Origin of the sequence: Leuconostoc inhae, from assembly GCF_019656015.1 — a bacterium.
In the GTDB taxonomy this organism is placed as follows: domain Bacteria; phylum Bacillota; class Bacilli; order Lactobacillales; family Lactobacillaceae; genus Leuconostoc; species Leuconostoc inhae_A.
In genome coordinates this window covers 40,814-56,892 of the sequence record NZ_BPKW01000008.1, presented here as the reverse complement: position 1 = coordinate 56,892, position 16,079 = coordinate 40,814, and the positions used below count along the sequence as shown (strand labels likewise).

Here is a 16,079-nt window from a genome sequence, read left to right as displayed (position 1 = left end):
CAATGTATTCATTTTTCAATTAACTTTGTTATATTCAACATCAATTATTGAAAAAATAACCATTTTAATTGATGAGCACTTAAGATTTATCTTGTAAACTAATAAATAAAGCATAAAAAACGAGGGCAATCGTATAATTTTGTTCGACTACCCTAATTTTTCCCACAATACCTGTATCACCCAATATTAAGATAACGGTTAATATGATAAATGCTGCATGCACAACAATATTTAACTTTGTGTTTATTACTAGTTTTTTAATTGGTGCTGTGAATGCTAAAAAATGACGTTTCATAATATAAAATTCCTGACTTATGCTTTATTTAACGCCTACTGTGAAGTTAAAAACGAAGTCGACAAACATAACAGTATCGCTATTGTCACTGTGTCATCATTTTTAACCCATCCCACTAATGACGCTATAAGATAACAAGCATAAAAAACGATACTCACTTTTAGGCTGAACTTCATAACCGTATCTGACGTGATAATCATCTTGACTGGCTGTGTTGAATTTTGATGTTTAATTTTCATATGATAATTCCTTTCATCTATTGTCACTATCAGCAGTACAAAGGCTTAAGTTACTTTTTCCGTTTAAATAGGAATACACCAACGATACCTGTCCATAAAAATACGTATTGCCAAGATTTTCGTGCCAAGTACTGCGCCCAAACAGTTGACACTTTATCAGACAAATACGCAAATATCAGCAGTAAACAAAATTCTAACGTCAGCAAAATATTTAACATCGCAAGCATAAATTGTTGTGACAACATATCGAACCGCTGCTGATCACTCAGCCCAATTAATACCAACAATAAACATAAAGCAACAACTATTCTGAATTGTACAAAAAGTAGTATTTTCTTTATCATATTGATTCCTTTAACGCGGTGATTGTGACCGCAAATTATTCACTACTCAATATACACAAATATATTCTTACTTCCCATAAAAACAACATGAACGGTCACTTTTTGACGTTGAATGGTTATCAACTATATTAAAGCGGTAACTATTCAACGAATTATGAACATATCAAACACTATAAATGACAAAAAATCGTATCATACGATTTTTTGTCATTTATTAATTTTTTATTAAAATAATTATCGAACAATTTTTTTATTTTAATTGGTCTATACCACTTAATTGATATTTTATTCATAATCCTTCATTATTATCATATTTGGTATACTTAGACCTTTTATGTCCTATTAAAAAAATCCTAGACAATAGCGTTGTAAACGCTTACATTATAGCTACAAGAACTTAGGAGGATCGTCGTATGAACAATAAAATATCATTTTGGCTGGAAAAGTATTTACAGCCGGTTGGTGCCAAATTAGCTGCCAACAAACCACTTAATTCTATACGTGATGGTATCGCACTGAGCATGCCACTAGTTATTGTCGGATCAATGGCTTTACTGATTGCCAATGGCTTTTCTATTGAACCTTTTAAAAACTGGTTGGTAACGACCGGCGTGTTCGATTGGCTAGTGAAAATCATTAATTCTAGTTTTGGATTAATGGGATTAGTAGCGGCTTTCGGTATTGCCTATCGTTATGCTGAATCACATGGCACCGACGCTTTATCGGCTGGTATTTTATCACTAGCTAGCTTTTTCTTGGTGACCCCTGATTTAATGAGCGCAGGTAGCACGCCTCAAACAGGAATTTCATATGCCTACTTAGGCGCATCTGGACTATTTGGTGCAATTCTTGTTGCTTTAATTAGCACAGCTATTTTTAACTGGTTTGTCAAAAGAAACATTCAAATCAAAATGCCTGACGGTGTACCACCAGCTGTAGCTAATTCCTTCGCAGCTTTAATTCCCGGCGCTGTCATCTTAATATTTTGGGGACTCATATACGCTGGCTTCAAAATGACGTCATTTGAAAATATACATCAAGTACTTCAAGTACTACTTGGACGACCCTTAGGTGCTTTTGGTGGTTCGTTAGCAGGTGCAATTATTGTTAGTATTATTACCTCGTTACTATGGTTCATTGGTATTCATGGTGGTAATATCACTGGTGCAATTATGAGCCCAATCTGGTTAGCACTGATGGGTGAAAATTTAAAAATTTATCAAAACAATCCTAATGCAACTATGCCTCATATTGTGACACAACCATTCATGGATTTCTTTGTTTACATGGGTGGTGGCGGTGCAACACTTGGCTTGGTCTTAGCTATTTGGTTAATCGCTAAATCAAAACGGTATACCACGTTAAAAACGTTAATTACGCCACCTGGTTTATTTAACATTAATGAACCCACAATGTTTGGTACGCCCGTCGTTTTAAATGTTAGTTTGTTTATTCCGTTTATCTTAGCACCTGTTTTAAATGCCATCATCACATATGTGGCGATGACCACAGGTATTGTTCATGCCACAGTTGGTGTCGTTGTTCCTTGGGTGACACCACCCATCATTTCCGGATTCTTAGCAACAGGTTCGCACATATCGGGATCAATATTGCAAATAATCTTAATCGTGCTAGATATTATCATTTATCTACCTTTCGTCAAGAATATTGATAAAATCGAACTCAAAAACGAACGATAAATTAAATAAGGAGTTAATCATGAGTGAATTAGGCATTTCAATTTATCCATCTAAAAGTTCCTTTAAGGACATGCAAGCTTACCTTGATCAAGCTCATCAATTAGGATATAAAAAAATTTTTACATCTTTGTTAGAAGTCGCAAAAGATTCGTCTACTGTCATTAGTCAATTTAAACAAATCATTCAATATGGCAATCAACTGGATATGCAAACCTGCATCGATATTAATCCTAAATTATTTAAACAGCTTAATATTGATTATTCTGATCTAAGCTTTTTTAAAGAATTAGGTGTCACGACTATCCGTTTAGATGAAGGCTTCACAGGATACGAAGAAACCAAAATGACTTTTAATCCTTGGAATTTAAAAATAGAAACCAACATTTCGCGTGGCCAACACTATATTGACATGATTTGTGATTTCGGTGCCAATACTAATAATCTGACTGGCTCTCATAATTTTTACCCTCAGCTACGTACAGGTCTTCAAGCGGATTACTTCATGGCAACCGCAAAAAAATATAAAGACCATAATCTTGAAACATCAGCATTTATTGATGGCACCACTGGCAAAATTGGTCCATGGCCGATTGCTAATAAAATGGTGTCAATGGAAGCACAACGCAATATGTCAGCTGCGAGTCAAGTACAACTAATCAAACAAACTAATTTGATAGATAACATCTATACAAGTAGTTCTATGCTTGATGTATCAGAATTAACAGCTATTAGAGACGCATTTCTAAGTCCTTATCCTGTATTAGAAGTAAATTTGAATTCGAATATATCTGATGTTGAAAAACACATCACATTAGATGAATTACAATTGTATAGAGGTGATTATTCGGGATACATGATTAGATCTAGCCAATCACGTATCAAATATAGTCATGCTGACATGACACCGAATAATTTATCTGACATTGTTTTAGGTGATATTATTATTGGTAATGACAGCTTTGGACAATACAAAGGCGAATTACAAATTGCCTTACAACCTTGGGAAAATGATGGGCATTATAATGTTATTGGTCAAGTAGACAGTACTAATTTGGCTATTCTCAACACAATTAAACCTTGGCAAACATTTAAATTAGTAACTAGTAACTGAATAAAGGAGAAATATTATGTCTGAAAAAATTATCATGTTGGCCTGTGCTGCTGGTATGTCAACTTCATTGCTGGTACAAAAAATCCAACAAGTTGCCGAAAAACAAAATAAAAATTACACAATTTTTGCAAAATCCACCTCTGACATTGATACACAATTAAATTCTGACAACATACCTAATGTGGTACTTTTAGGTCCACAAGTATCCTATTTAAAAGCAGAAGTGCAGTCTAAAACCGATGCCAAAAATATTCCAATGGCAGTTATACCTATGGTCGACTACGGCATGATGAACGGCGAAAAAGTACTTGAACTTGCAGAAAATTTGATGGGAGTTGAGTAATATGGACGATCAGTATATGAACGTCGTTATGGGTATCATTATGAACGCCGGCAATGCTAAAGGACTAGCTCATGAAGCGCTTGAAGCGGCGAAAAAAGATGATTTTGAAAAAGCTGATCAGTTCATGACACAATCCAACCAAGCATTGAGCGAAGCCCATCATATTCAAAGTGATATGTTAACGAAAGAGGCGCAAGGCGAACATACCGAGGTTAATTTGTATATGGTCCATGCACAAGATCACTTGATGACCGCTATTACCTATCAAGATCTTATAAAAGAATTTATCACACTATATAAGAAAAATGTCAGTGAATCTTGATCACAGACATGCCCCAATAATATTACCCACTAAATTGATAAAAAATTCAATATGATGTTACTTTAATTCAAAAAGTAACTAATTATTGAATTTTTTAATGTGCCACTATCGTCAAATTTGTCCCTTTATTTTAACAAATTCTTAAACCTCACCTCAAAAATCACAGTATTTGGCGGCATGAATTTTATTCTTATCGCAAAAAGTGGTATGCTTTTAAGCATATGTCACGGAGGACACATGGACACACATCATAATAAAAAGATCGGTCTGTTTCAGCTCATCATGCTAGGTCTAGGATCACTTATCGGATCTGGTTGGCTATTCGGCGCTTGGGAAGCCTCAAAGATTGCCGGCCCAGCTTCAATTATTTCTTGGGTAATTGGCGGAATCATCATTGGTACAATTGCTTACAATTATATTGAACTCGGAACAATGTTCCCACAATCAGGTGGGATGAGTAAATATGCGCAATATACGCATGGCTCGCTGCTTGGCTTTATTGCCTCTTGGGCTAATTGGATATCATTAATTACATTAATTCCTATCGAATCAGTTGCTGCTGTACAATATATGAGCTCATGGCCTTGGGCGTGGGCTAATTGGACACGAAATTTCATTTCAAACGGTTCAATTACAACAACTGGTTTACTCGTTGTCTTTGCTTTTATTGTTGTTTTCACGTTACTCAATTATTGGTCTGTCGCACTATTAACTAACTTCACAAGTGTGATTTCCATTTTCAAAATTGGTGTTCCTATTTTGACGATTGTCATGCTGACATTATCAGGATTTCACCCAGAAAATTACGGGACCAACCTGCACGAATTTATGCCCTATGGCACAGCACCTATATTTGCTGCAACAACCGTATCAGGTATTATCTTTTCATTTAACGCCTTCCAGACAGTGATTAATATGGGGAGTGAAATAGAAAACCCAAAACGTAATATTGGACGTGGTATCGCCTATTCTCTTATTATCAGTGGCATTATATATGTCTTACTGCAAAGTACTTTCATTACATCACTTAATCCAGCTATGATTGCTAAGAGCGGGTGGCATGGTATTAACTTTGCTTCTCCTTTTGCTGATTTAGCTATTTTACTGGGTATTCATTGGTTATCAGTGTTACTCTACATGGACGCTTTCATCTCACCATTTGGTACTGGCGTATCGTTTGTAGCATCTTCGAGTCGAACTTTGGCAGCAATGGTGTCAAACAATCACATTCCAAAATTTGTAGGTAAAATAAACCAAAAGTATGGTACACCCCGCATTGCTATGGTTGTCAACGCAATTTTGAGTATGCTCATGGTATCTATCTTCAGGTCTTGGGGCACTCTTGCCAGTGTGATTTCAACGTCTACACTAATTGCTTACTTAACTGGCCCGGTAACTGCCGTCTCATTGCGGCAAATGGCGCCTGAATTTACACGCCCTTTCCGCGGCAAGCTACTCAATTACATGGCACCTTTATCTTTTGTTCTTGCATCCCTGGCTACTTACTGGGCGATGTGGCCAACAACGATAGAAGTCATCCTAGTCATTCTACTAGGCTTACCTTTTTATTTTTACTACGAATGGCGTAACGGTTTTAACAAAACGAAACGTGCTTTCAAAGGTAGCTTTTGGATGATTGGTTACTTGATTTTTATTTCTATCATGTCTTACATCGGATCAAAAGAATTTAATGGTCAAAATTGGATTCACTATCCTTTTGATTTTATTTTCATTATTGTTGGCTCTCTAATTTTTTTCTATTGGGGAACTGTTAGCTCGGTTATGACAAAATACTTTAAACAAGCACAGCGTGTTAACGCAAAAGTTAAAAAATAACCAGACATACTAAAATACCGGACAGAAGAAAATCTGTCCGGTATTTTAGTATACGTTTGCTTATGATCCTAAATACTATATATCACATCATACCATTATACATGTGATATATGAGTCCTCGATTGCGCAGACCCTTGTCCATAATAAGCATTAGCACCATGTTTACGATAGTAATGTTTATCTAATAAATACTGTGGCACGTGGATATCTGATCGTGTTGACTGTAGTGCATGATAACTAATTTCAGCTGATACTTCTAATACTTTAGCGTTATAAACTGATTTTTCAGGTGTTGGTCCCCAGGAAAATGGCCCATGCTGACTAACTAATGCCGCTGGTGTCGCATCTGGATCTATGCCTCGCCGTTCAAATTCTGACACAATGACGGCCCCTGTATTCATCTCATAGGCTGAGCGAATTTGTTCTTCATTAAGTGCCGGTACACATGGAATATCACCATAGAACGTGTCAGCATGTGTTGTACTCACCGCTGGAATATCCATTTTCGCTGCTGCAAAGGATACCCCCCAAGGCGAATGCGTATGCGTAATGCCACCAATATTTTCAAAATGACGATACAAATAGGCATGTGTTGGTGTATCACTTGATGGATTTAAATCACCTTCAACAACCTCGCCATCTAAATTAATCACAACCATATCAGCAGGTTTTAACGCCTCATACGCCACACCAGATGGTTTAATAACAAACAATCCCTTTTCACGATCAATACCAGATACGTTGCCCCATGTAAAAGTGACAAGCCCTAATTTAGGCAATGACATATTGGCATTGTATACTTCTTGTTTTAGTTTTTCTAACATCATTATCCTTCCACTAATAAACCAGCTTGCGTTAACAAATCAACAATGAAATCATGGGCAAAAATAACTTTGCTATCGGCATCAATATCATTTTCTGACCACATTTCAATGGTGAAAGTCCCTTGGTACCCAACACGCTTTAATGCTTTAAACAAACCGAGAAAATTAACATCCCCTTTACCAAATGGTACATCTTTGAATTTTCCAGACGTCTGTTCAGTTACAGCTAACACATCTTTTACATGAATAGCAATAATGTTATCCAAACCTTGTGTCAAATCTTCTATTGGTTTATTATCTGGCCAAGCTGAAATATTTCCTAGATCAGGATAAGCTTGTAACCAAGGTGATACAATCGCTTTTTTAACATTTTTTATTTTAGCAATTGAATTAATGAAACAATCATCCATTGTTTCAATAGAAATCATGACTTGATGTTGGGCTGCAAAATTCACGACGCGTTGCAAATTTTCAATAAAATTTTCGTGAGTCAATGGTGTTTTTGAGCCATAATACTCATCATAACCTGCAATTTGAATATTACGTATACCGAGATCTTTAGCTAAGACAATCGCTTTTTGACACATGTCGAACGATTGGTCATAAATATCCTTGTTTTCTGAACCAAGTGGAAACTTTCTAAGTGCTGATAACATCATCGTATCAATGGAGACACCAGATTCATAAATATCTTTGACTAAACTAAATCGCTGTTCTCTATTCCAATTTAAGCGCGCTATACGCGCATCAGTTTCATCAATTGACAGCTCTACAAATGAAAAACCTCGCTTTTTAGCAAACTTTAATTTGTCCAACCATGACATCGTGGCTGGCAATGATTTTTCATTAACTCCAAGTTTCACCATTATTATGACCAGTACTTTTTAATTTCATCTTGGAAGTCTTGCGCAGCTGCAGCGGGATCTGCTTGACCAGTAATCGCGCGACCAGCAATAAATGTATAAACCGGCACGTCTTTAAATAGTTTGATTGTGTCTAAATTTAAGCCCCCTGTTACAGAGACTTTAAATCCCATTTTAATAAATTTCTTAACAATATCTAAATCTTTTTTACCCCATACTTCTCCAGCAAGCAACGCATCGCGACTTTGATGATAAATAACTTGTTCAATGCCAATTGCTTGCCACTTTGCTGCTAAATCCCAATTCCATGCTGAGTATAACTCGACTTGAATCCCATCTAACACTGATTTTGCCGACTTCATCGTCGCAATCGTTGCAGAATCAATCACCGTCATCAAATCAGCACCAGCATCTTTAGAATTTTGTGCAACTGTTGAGCCAGCATCGGCACATTTTGTGTCAGAAGCAATGATTTTATCCGGAAACATGGCTCGCAGCACGCGGATTGCATCTTGCCCTGCTTGTAGTTCTAAAATCGTTCCTACTTCAACAATGTCAACAATGGCTCCTGCTAAATGTGCTATTTTAACTGCGTCTGCTAAGGTATTTTGGTCTAAAGCAATTTGTAAATTAGGTTTTGTCATTTTTCTATCCTCACTTTTTATATTTTTCTTCAAAATTAGTTTCATCAATAATACGTTGTGTAATTTCTTTATCACTCATAACGTTTTTCACACCAACAACTGTCACCCCTTTTTTAGCAACATCTGCAAACATGTCGACAAAGTTTAGTGGCGTAAAAACTGCGTCATATTGGGCAGCCGTTGACTTACCCTCAGCAATACTCGTGTGATTAATCTTTGTGACTGGAATGCCTAATTTTTTCATTGACTTTTCGACACTCTTCATCATCATTAAACTGGTACCAGAACCGTTAGCACAAGATACTAAAATATTCATTATATTTCTCCATTTCTATTTGTGTAAAAAGTATGCTTAATCAATACCTTTATTTTTTTTATACGCTTCATAATCTTCAACCATCAAAAAGTAGTTTTTAGGGTCTTTACGGTATTCAAGTTGTGGAATAATCAATAACAATGCAGCTATAACAACAACCCCAAAGTAACCTAAATATTTCAAAATAACTGCAAATCCTGGCCAAACAGTGTCCCAATCGAACATGCCTAAGTAACCACCAAATTTTGACATGCCAATCCATGTTGAGATTAACGCAGCGCCAAACACTTGGATGATCCCCGAGAAAAATGGCAAAATCATAGCAGCTTTGGCACCTGCACGATTATTGGCAATAACACCGAAGACAGCGTTATCAAAGAATAAGGGAATAAAGCCAGCAATAATAATCGTCGGTGAGTGGAAGACCATCAATGCACCGATCGCTAAGAATTGTCCTAATGCACCAAATAAAAAGCCGATTGTTACAGCATTTTGCTCACCAAACGCAAATGTGGCTGCAACATCAATACCGGGAACTGAATTGGGTAAGATTGTATCACTGATACCAGTGAAACTTTCTGTTAGCTCACCAACGAATGTTCGCACACCTAGTTGCAAAATAGCTAAATTAACCGCAAATCCCAATGATGTCGTCAAAATATAGAAGAAAAAGCTTGCACCACTAGCCAATCCAGATGCCCCATTACTGGTAATAAATACTTGATGGAAATAACTTGGTCCTAAGACAACCATGATAATTCCGAAAAACAAAAACATCAAAATAGCAGTTGCGACCATATTTTCATTAAATATTCTCAAAAATCCTGGTAAAGTAACATCTTCCAAACGTTTTGATGGCTTATGATCCTTTTTATCGGATGATTTTTTCATTTTGTCAGAAATCCAAGCCACCAACGCTATACCAAACATTTACTGATGGGCAATAGCGAATCCACCACCATCAGTTAATTGCTGTATTGGTTTAATCGTCATGTTTGACCCAACAGCCCAGTACAAACCGAGGATAACACCCATAACTAACAATACTTCAATGCGTCCTAAGCTCGGAATGGCAAACAATAAAATCCAAAATGCAGTTGCTGCTTGTTGTACTTGGACATTTCCAGTTGTGAAGACGGCACGCAACTTCGTGTATTTTGAAAAACGAACCAATAAAATGTTGAAAACAAAGGCAATCAATAATAGGATCATGACATCCCCAAATGAGCGACCAAATGTTTTCTCTAGACCATCTGTCACAGCATTTTGACCAAAGTACGGATCAATCACTGTTGCTGTTAAATGAAATCGGTCCTTCAAGCCAGTTAATATTGGTCGGAAACTTGTAACAAGTCCAGTGGAACCAACCATCAAAATCATATAACCAATCGTTGCTTTCAAAAAACCAGCTAAACTTTCATACCAAGGTTTCTTTTCTAACATATAACCAATCAACACAATGAACCCAATCATATAGGCTGGTTGTGTCAAAATATTGTTGGCAAAAAATTCCCAAATGTTCAATATTCCTGCAAATATATTACTCATTATTCTCTCCTCACTGCTCTGCAGGGGTATTTTCAAATTGACCCATCACTTGAACAAAATCTGCCATCGTTTCAATATCTGACAACGCTTCAATCATGCCATCAGTCATGAGTAACGTCATTAAATTTTGAATATTTTCCAAATGTTGGGTTTCATCCTTAGCCGCCAACGTAAAGAATAATTTGCCTTCTTTATCTGGATTGCCCTCTTCAAATGACACTGGTTCACTAAATTTAGCAAAACCAATACCTGTTCCTAATACACCTGGTCCCGTCGCCAATGCGTGTGGCATGACAACTCCTGGCGTTATGACAATGTAGGCACCATTTGTGTCGACATTTTTGATGATTTCATTAACATAATCATCGGTGATGATGCCTTTTTCTTTCAAGTTTTCACTAGCAACACGTAACGCTACTTGCCACTGTTTAGGCGTTTCATCATAAATACGTACTAAATCATTATCATAAAAATACTTAAGCATTGTCATTTTCTACTCCTTATAGAAATGAAGGGAATGGCACGTCATTGTCTGTTGAAAAGACATCTGAGAAGCCTCGGTCATAGTGATATTGGACGCGATCTTTATCTTGTGGAAAAGTATAACTACCGCCAACCTTCCAAATAAATGGATGGAATTTATAGTCCAGTGTATCCTTTTTCATTTCCCAAATTTTTACAATTTCTTGAGGATCAGCATCAAAATTAGACCAAATATCGTAATGCACTGGAATAACAACTTTTGTTTTCAAGTCTTCTGCCGAACGCAAGACATCTAATGATGTGACTTTGTCAGTAATACCACGGGGATTTTCACCATAGTTAATGATTTCAACATCAACATCATTTTCATTACCATGTTTGGCAAACATGTTTGACATATGCGAGTCAGCCGCATGATACAAATTACCGCCTGAAGTTTTGAATAGGTAGTTGACCGCAATTTCATTCATATCTTGAGGCAATGAATCTTTAATTTTAACCTCTGAATCTACTGTCAAAAGCGCCGTACGATCAAATGCTTCCAATGCTTTAATGGTTACTGACTTAACTGTGACTTCGTCACCGGGATGCACAACCACTGTGCGTTCTGACGGTACACCCCAGCTTTCCCAAATATCAACCACAGCCTGTGGCCCAATAAACTTTGTTTCTGGACCACTATTTTGTAAAACAGCAGCAGCTGTATTAATATCTAAATGATCGGAATGAATATGCGTTACAAGTAAAGCATCAACGTTTTTGACGGCATAAGGATCAATAACAAACGGTTGTAACCTTAAGTTAGGTTGCATTTTTTGGACACCACTCATTCGCATCATTTGATGTCCTTTTTTCATTAATCCTGAGCCATGGGTCTGCTTTCCTGTCCCATTCCATAAGTCTACTAAAATGTTTGTATTTTCGTGTGTTTTTAACCAAACACCATTATTGGCTAACCACCACATTTTGAAATTTTTATCAGGCACATTTGCCTGCTCAATTTCTTCGTTCAACCAAGTTCCCCACTCTGGAAATGTGTTCTCAATCCAATTTTCACGTGTTGCTTCTTCAATATTTGTTGCTTTTGCCATGATGCTATCCCTTTCCAATTCTAAATTGTTGTTTTAAAATGTATGCGCTTACATTTTTTGGTACAATTATATTATCTGTTATCAAGATCTAAAAAAACAGTCTCATTGTGCCACAATAAAGTTGCCCCAATGAGACTGTTTTGCGCATACTCTACGTTGTACAATAATGATGAACACCAAACAACATTAGTTGCGTTCATAAAAGAAGGGAATACTGCTATGCAAGTATCTGGTATGAACTATACAAAATTTATCAATTACATTTCTACACAACAGCTATTGCCAAATGTGCAAACAATTGCAAATCATCTCAACTTATCAAATCGTAAAATTTACTATTTATTACAAGCAGCTAATTCTGAATTGCGCTCCGTGCACCAGCCTTTTTTAGTTCCCAATTTCGAAATCACGGCGCAGCAAGTGTCTGTATTAACCACTCAATTATCAATTGCTACTACTAATGAATATATCAATTCTTATGATCGCCAACTCATTATGTCTCTTTGCATCGCATTACCTTTAAAAAAATGGACGTTATCTGAATTTCAATTGTTGTTTGATGTGTCTCGTAATACTGTTTTACGTGATATATCAGAATTAAAAAAGAGAAACAAATTTAAACCTGAATTTTCTAAAAAAAATGGTTTTGAATTTAAAGAATCGCTATTTGATTTGTTAGTTAACGTGTATAATAATTTAACCTTATTACAGTACCATGCTAGTGCTTTGGAACATTTCATTCACACGTTAGATTGCCAACTTTCTTATTCCAAAGTTTTATTAGTCAGCGATAAATTGAAAAACATGTACAAAAGTACGCTAAAAAAACAAATATCAGCTTCCAATGCTATGACACTAACGATTTTCAGCGTCGTCGCATCCTTATACAGTAATTATCATCCCAAGGCGTCTGTTTCAGCACTTTTTAATAAAACAGATATTGACTCCTTTAAGAAACGTCAAGAACACCTTGTCATCAAAGACTTTGCATGCGTGATTACAACCAATTTTGCTATTACGATACCAACATTTGTCAAATTATTTTTAACGTTACAACTCCTTAGTGTGACCAAAGAACAGGATGAACATTTTAGTTCACACTCTTTTCAAAGTTTACTAATACTTAGTGAGCACATTGTGAACTCATTTATGGTCATTACTCATATTGATAGCACGCCTTCTGAAAAAAAGGCGCTTACGCGAGACATTCAAACACAACTCAAACCCTTTTGGTATTCAGTTCGATACCAAAGTATTACAGTATATGATTATCTCTATCACGATCCAATATTAGAAAATGACGTTGAAAAATCATTAAATAGCTTACCCGACCAAGCATTGTATAATCGTCTATTTCCCTTTGGCTTATTGCCAGACCAAATTACAATTCTTGCCATGATTTTTTATAATTTCAATTTACAACATCAAGAAGTGCCACGATTGCATATTCTCATGCTTACTTCATTACCAATATACAGTCAAAATTTATTTCAAACATTCATTGAAAAAAATAATGTGACACCTTGTGACTTAACGATTAAGCAATTAACCAATACTGACAAATCTTCAATTGATCGTGATAATTTTGATTTAATTATCACTGAATCAACGGATATCGATACGAAATTACCCACTTTTTTAATTGATAGAGAATTGACAAATAATGAGTTTGATCGTCTAAAAACAGTCTTAGCCCAACTTTAACTTATGGAGGTTACAAATGACAACTATTCAAATGATTGCTTTAGATATGGATAATACCCTGCTATTGCCAAACAAAACACTCTCTGAAAAAAGCACTCACGTGCTCAGAAAATTACATCAAAATGGTAAAAAAATTGTTTTAACAACCGGCCGACCATTTCCTAATGTCAAAAATTTTGTTACACAATTAGGTTTAAATCAACCAGACGATCACGTTATTTTGTTTAATGGCGGTTTAATTAAAAATATCTACACTGACCAAAATATTTTAGATAAACACTTTATTCTCGAAGATGTGACTGATATATTTAATGTCATTGCTAATTTGAATTTATCTATTGATATTGTGAGCCACGATAGCGTTTTTTCGATTAAAGATTTTGGCAAATCACATTATGTTGATTTGGTAGGCCAATTAATTCCTTATTTCGAATCAACATTAGACCAATTACCACAAGCAATAACATTCAATAAATTCGTGGTTTGTGCGACGGAATCCCAATTAGATTATTTAGAAACCGTTCTGCAACACACACCACGTCTCACGCAAAACTTATCTTTTGTTCGTTCAAGGCGTATCTTATTAGAGTTTATCCCTCATGGCGTTAATAAAGGCACTGCTTTATCAAAGTTACTGACCCATTTTTCGTTAACATCAGACAATTTGATGGCATTTGGTGATGAGGAAAATGACCTCACCATGCTTAAATTAGCAAAAGTTAGTGTCGCTATGGACAATGCTATCCCAAGTATTAAACAAGTTGCAAACCATACGACTAAAAGTAATCAGCAAGATGGTGTCGCCGTGTTTTTGGAAAACTATTTTTAATGCTTGTAAAATACCATCGTATTTTATAGCATACCCTGTCTACCAAAATGCCCTAACTGGTCATTATTTTGCTTTGAATGGTCAAAAACTGAACTGCTGATCACTGTTTAAAAGCAGGTACTTTTGTCGAGTAATCCACAACTTAAAAGTTATTTAACTGATTAATTTATTTGTCATAGCCCATCTTTGTGAATATTTTACTTTTCTGTTTTTATCTTGTATAATAATAATTTGTGATTAAAAAAACAAAATTATTAGGGGAAAATCATGACAAAAACACGACATAAGCAACATATTATTGTTGCACTTACCATATGTATCGCAACACTTGGCCTAACACCTTGCATTAACGCAGCAACAATTTCTGACAATTTGCAAAAAGTTTCACGAGAATCAGCAGACGCTTCACAAGGCTTTGCTGCTGGCACAACGGGCGGTAGTAAAGCTGATAGTTCACACACTTATCAAGTTAGTAACCGCACACAGCTACTCAGCGCTTTAGGAAACGAAACAAACCAAACGAACAAAATTATTTATGTTACTGGTACGATAGACATGAATACTGATGGTAATGGCAAAACCTTAACTGCTAATAATTATGCTGATGGGACGGGTTATAATCTCACTACTTATTTGAAAGCTTATGATCCCAGTACTTATGGTAAAAAATTACCTACTGGCTCGCAGGAAACAGCACGTAACAAAGCCCAAAAAAATCAGGCTAAACAAGTTCAATACAAAGTACCATCTAACACAACGATTATTGGCACTAACAATGCTAAAATTACCGGTGGTAACATGATTATTAACAGTCAAAATGTGATTGTCCGTAACATCATATTTGAAAACGCTTATGATTTTTTCCCACAGTGGGATCCAACAGATGGCACTAGTGGCAACTGGAATTCCCAGTATGATAATCTAACGGTCACTGGTGGATCAAAGGTTTGGCTAGATCATAATCGTTTTTCTGATGGTACACAAACAGATAATCAAAATGGTTCATACTATGGCCGAGAGTACCAACATCATGATGGTTTAGTAGATATTGTTAATGGTGCTAATAACGTTACACTTTCATACAATATGCTTCAAAATCATGACAAATCAATGAACATTGGTAATAGCGATAGCAAAACAAGTGATGCTGGTAAATTACATGTAACCATGCATCATAATCGTTTTGATAACCTTGTTCAACGCCAACCGCGCGTCAGATTTGGCCAAGTTCACATGTATAATAACTACTATTCAGCAACCAACTCATCTGTCTACAAGTTTATGTACGCTTTTGGCGTTGGTAAGCAATCTCAAATTTACGCACAAAATAACATTTTTGATATACCAAATCTTGCGACAAAAAATATTGCTAAAATATTCGGTGGATCAAATCTAACTGATAGTGGGACATTGCTAAACAGTCAAAAAGTAACAGGAATAGCAACAAGTAATAAATTAAGTCCTGCATCTTGGACGCCAAAGTATCAAACGACATTACAAGATCCCTCTGTGGCAAAAACAGCTGTCTCTAACAGCGCGGGTCCCATATTAAAATAACAAACCATTAAAAAATGCGTAGCCTTCCTC

The 16,079-nt window shown here is 36.0% G+C and carries 16 protein-coding genes and 1 pseudogene; 8 read left to right on the top strand and 9 right to left on the bottom strand.

Annotation, left to right across the window (positions count from 1 at the left end; genetic code table 11):
• Positions 1 to 79: 79 nt before the first annotated feature.
• Together K5Q14_RS06115 and K5Q14_RS06110 are read right to left on the bottom strand one after the other, a co-directional pair.
• Positions 80 to 295: a hypothetical protein gene (locus tag K5Q14_RS06115; RefSeq protein WP_220734947.1), complete on the bottom strand. Its 216-nt coding sequence runs from the start codon at positions 293 to 295 to the stop codon at positions 80 to 82.
• A gap of 289 nt (positions 296 to 584) precedes the next feature.
• Entirely contained in the window at positions 585 to 878 is a 294-nt protein-coding gene (locus K5Q14_RS06110; protein WP_220734946.1) for a hypothetical protein, read from the bottom strand.
• A gap of 413 nt (positions 879 to 1,291) precedes the next feature.
• On the opposite strand from K5Q14_RS06110, the gene K5Q14_RS06105 reads away from it, so the two are divergent.
• The 5 genes from K5Q14_RS06105 (at position 1,292) to K5Q14_RS06085 (ending at position 6,190) form a co-directional block, all read left to right on the top strand.
• Complete coding sequence (locus tag K5Q14_RS06105; RefSeq protein ID WP_220734945.1) at positions 1,292 to 2,578, top strand: PTS sugar transporter subunit IIC; 1,287 nt, start codon at positions 1,292 to 1,294, stop codon at positions 2,576 to 2,578.
• Positions 2,579 to 2,597: 19 nt separating this feature from the next.
• Entirely contained in the window at positions 2,598 to 3,689 is a 1,092-nt protein-coding gene (locus K5Q14_RS06100) for a DUF871 domain-containing protein (protein WP_220734944.1), read from the top strand.
• A gap of 16 nt (positions 3,690 to 3,705) precedes the next feature.
• Complete coding sequence (locus K5Q14_RS06095) at positions 3,706 to 4,032, top strand: PTS sugar transporter subunit IIB (protein WP_220734943.1); 327 nt, start codon at positions 3,706 to 3,708, stop codon at positions 4,030 to 4,032.
• 1 nt (position 4,033) lies between these two features.
• On the top strand, positions 4,034 to 4,354 hold the full coding sequence (locus tag K5Q14_RS06090; protein ID WP_220734942.1) for a PTS lactose/cellobiose transporter subunit IIA: 321 nt from the start codon (positions 4,034 to 4,036) through the stop codon (positions 4,352 to 4,354).
• Between the two features lie 237 nt (positions 4,355 to 4,591).
• Positions 4,592 to 6,190 (top strand): APC family permease, encoded by a 1,599-nt coding sequence (locus tag K5Q14_RS06085; protein ID WP_220734941.1) that lies wholly within the window; start codon positions 4,592 to 4,594, stop codon positions 6,188 to 6,190.
• 95 nt (positions 6,191 to 6,285) lie between these two features.
• Here the strand turns inward: K5Q14_RS06085 and K5Q14_RS06080 are convergent, their stop codons facing one another.
• From K5Q14_RS06080 to ulaG, 7 genes and pseudogenes are all read right to left on the bottom strand, one after another.
• Positions 6,286 to 7,014: an L-ribulose-5-phosphate 4-epimerase gene (locus tag K5Q14_RS06080; RefSeq protein WP_220734995.1), complete on the bottom strand. Its 729-nt coding sequence runs from the start codon at positions 7,012 to 7,014 to the stop codon at positions 6,286 to 6,288.
• 2 nt (positions 7,015 to 7,016) lie between these two features.
• Complete coding sequence (locus K5Q14_RS06075) at positions 7,017 to 7,880, bottom strand: L-ribulose-5-phosphate 3-epimerase (RefSeq protein ID WP_220734940.1); 864 nt, start codon at positions 7,878 to 7,880, stop codon at positions 7,017 to 7,019.
• A 2-nt stretch (positions 7,881 to 7,882) separates the two neighbouring features.
• Positions 7,883 to 8,521, bottom strand: a complete 639-nt coding sequence (locus K5Q14_RS06070) for a 3-keto-L-gulonate-6-phosphate decarboxylase UlaD (protein WP_220734939.1) — start codon at positions 8,519 to 8,521, stop codon at positions 7,883 to 7,885.
• Positions 8,522 to 8,531: 10 nt separating this feature from the next.
• On the bottom strand, positions 8,532 to 8,837 hold the full coding sequence (locus tag K5Q14_RS06065) for a PTS sugar transporter subunit IIB (protein WP_010017203.1): 306 nt from the start codon (positions 8,835 to 8,837) through the stop codon (positions 8,532 to 8,534).
• A gap of 36 nt (positions 8,838 to 8,873) precedes the next feature.
• Positions 8,874 to 10,385: pseudogene (ulaA, locus tag K5Q14_RS06060) on the bottom strand (PTS ascorbate transporter subunit IIC).
• A gap of 10 nt (positions 10,386 to 10,395) precedes the next feature.
• On the bottom strand, positions 10,396 to 10,875 hold the full coding sequence (locus K5Q14_RS06055) for a PTS sugar transporter subunit IIA (protein ID WP_220734938.1): 480 nt from the start codon (positions 10,873 to 10,875) through the stop codon (positions 10,396 to 10,398).
• A gap of 10 nt (positions 10,876 to 10,885) precedes the next feature.
• Positions 10,886 to 11,959 (bottom strand): L-ascorbate 6-phosphate lactonase, encoded by a 1,074-nt coding sequence (ulaG, locus tag K5Q14_RS06050; RefSeq protein WP_220734937.1) that lies wholly within the window; start codon positions 11,957 to 11,959, stop codon positions 10,886 to 10,888.
• A 129-nt stretch (positions 11,960 to 12,088) separates the two neighbouring features.
• Between ulaG and K5Q14_RS06045 the strand changes: the two genes are divergently transcribed.
• The 3 genes from K5Q14_RS06045 to K5Q14_RS06035 all read left to right on the top strand — a co-directional run bounded on the left by K5Q14_RS06045 (position 12,089) and on the right by K5Q14_RS06035 (position 16,049).
• On the top strand, positions 12,089 to 13,663 hold the full coding sequence (locus K5Q14_RS06045; protein ID WP_246587584.1) for a BglG family transcription antiterminator: 1,575 nt from the start codon (positions 12,089 to 12,091) through the stop codon (positions 13,661 to 13,663).
• Positions 13,664 to 13,679: 16 nt separating this feature from the next.
• Positions 13,680 to 14,492, top strand: a complete 813-nt coding sequence (locus K5Q14_RS06040) for a Cof-type HAD-IIB family hydrolase (RefSeq protein ID WP_220734936.1) — start codon at positions 13,680 to 13,682, stop codon at positions 14,490 to 14,492.
• A 267-nt stretch (positions 14,493 to 14,759) separates the two neighbouring features.
• On the top strand, positions 14,760 to 16,049 hold the full coding sequence (locus tag K5Q14_RS06035; RefSeq protein ID WP_220734935.1) for a pectate lyase family protein: 1,290 nt from the start codon (positions 14,760 to 14,762) through the stop codon (positions 16,047 to 16,049).
• The last annotated feature ends 30 nt before the right edge of the window (positions 16,050 to 16,079 follow it).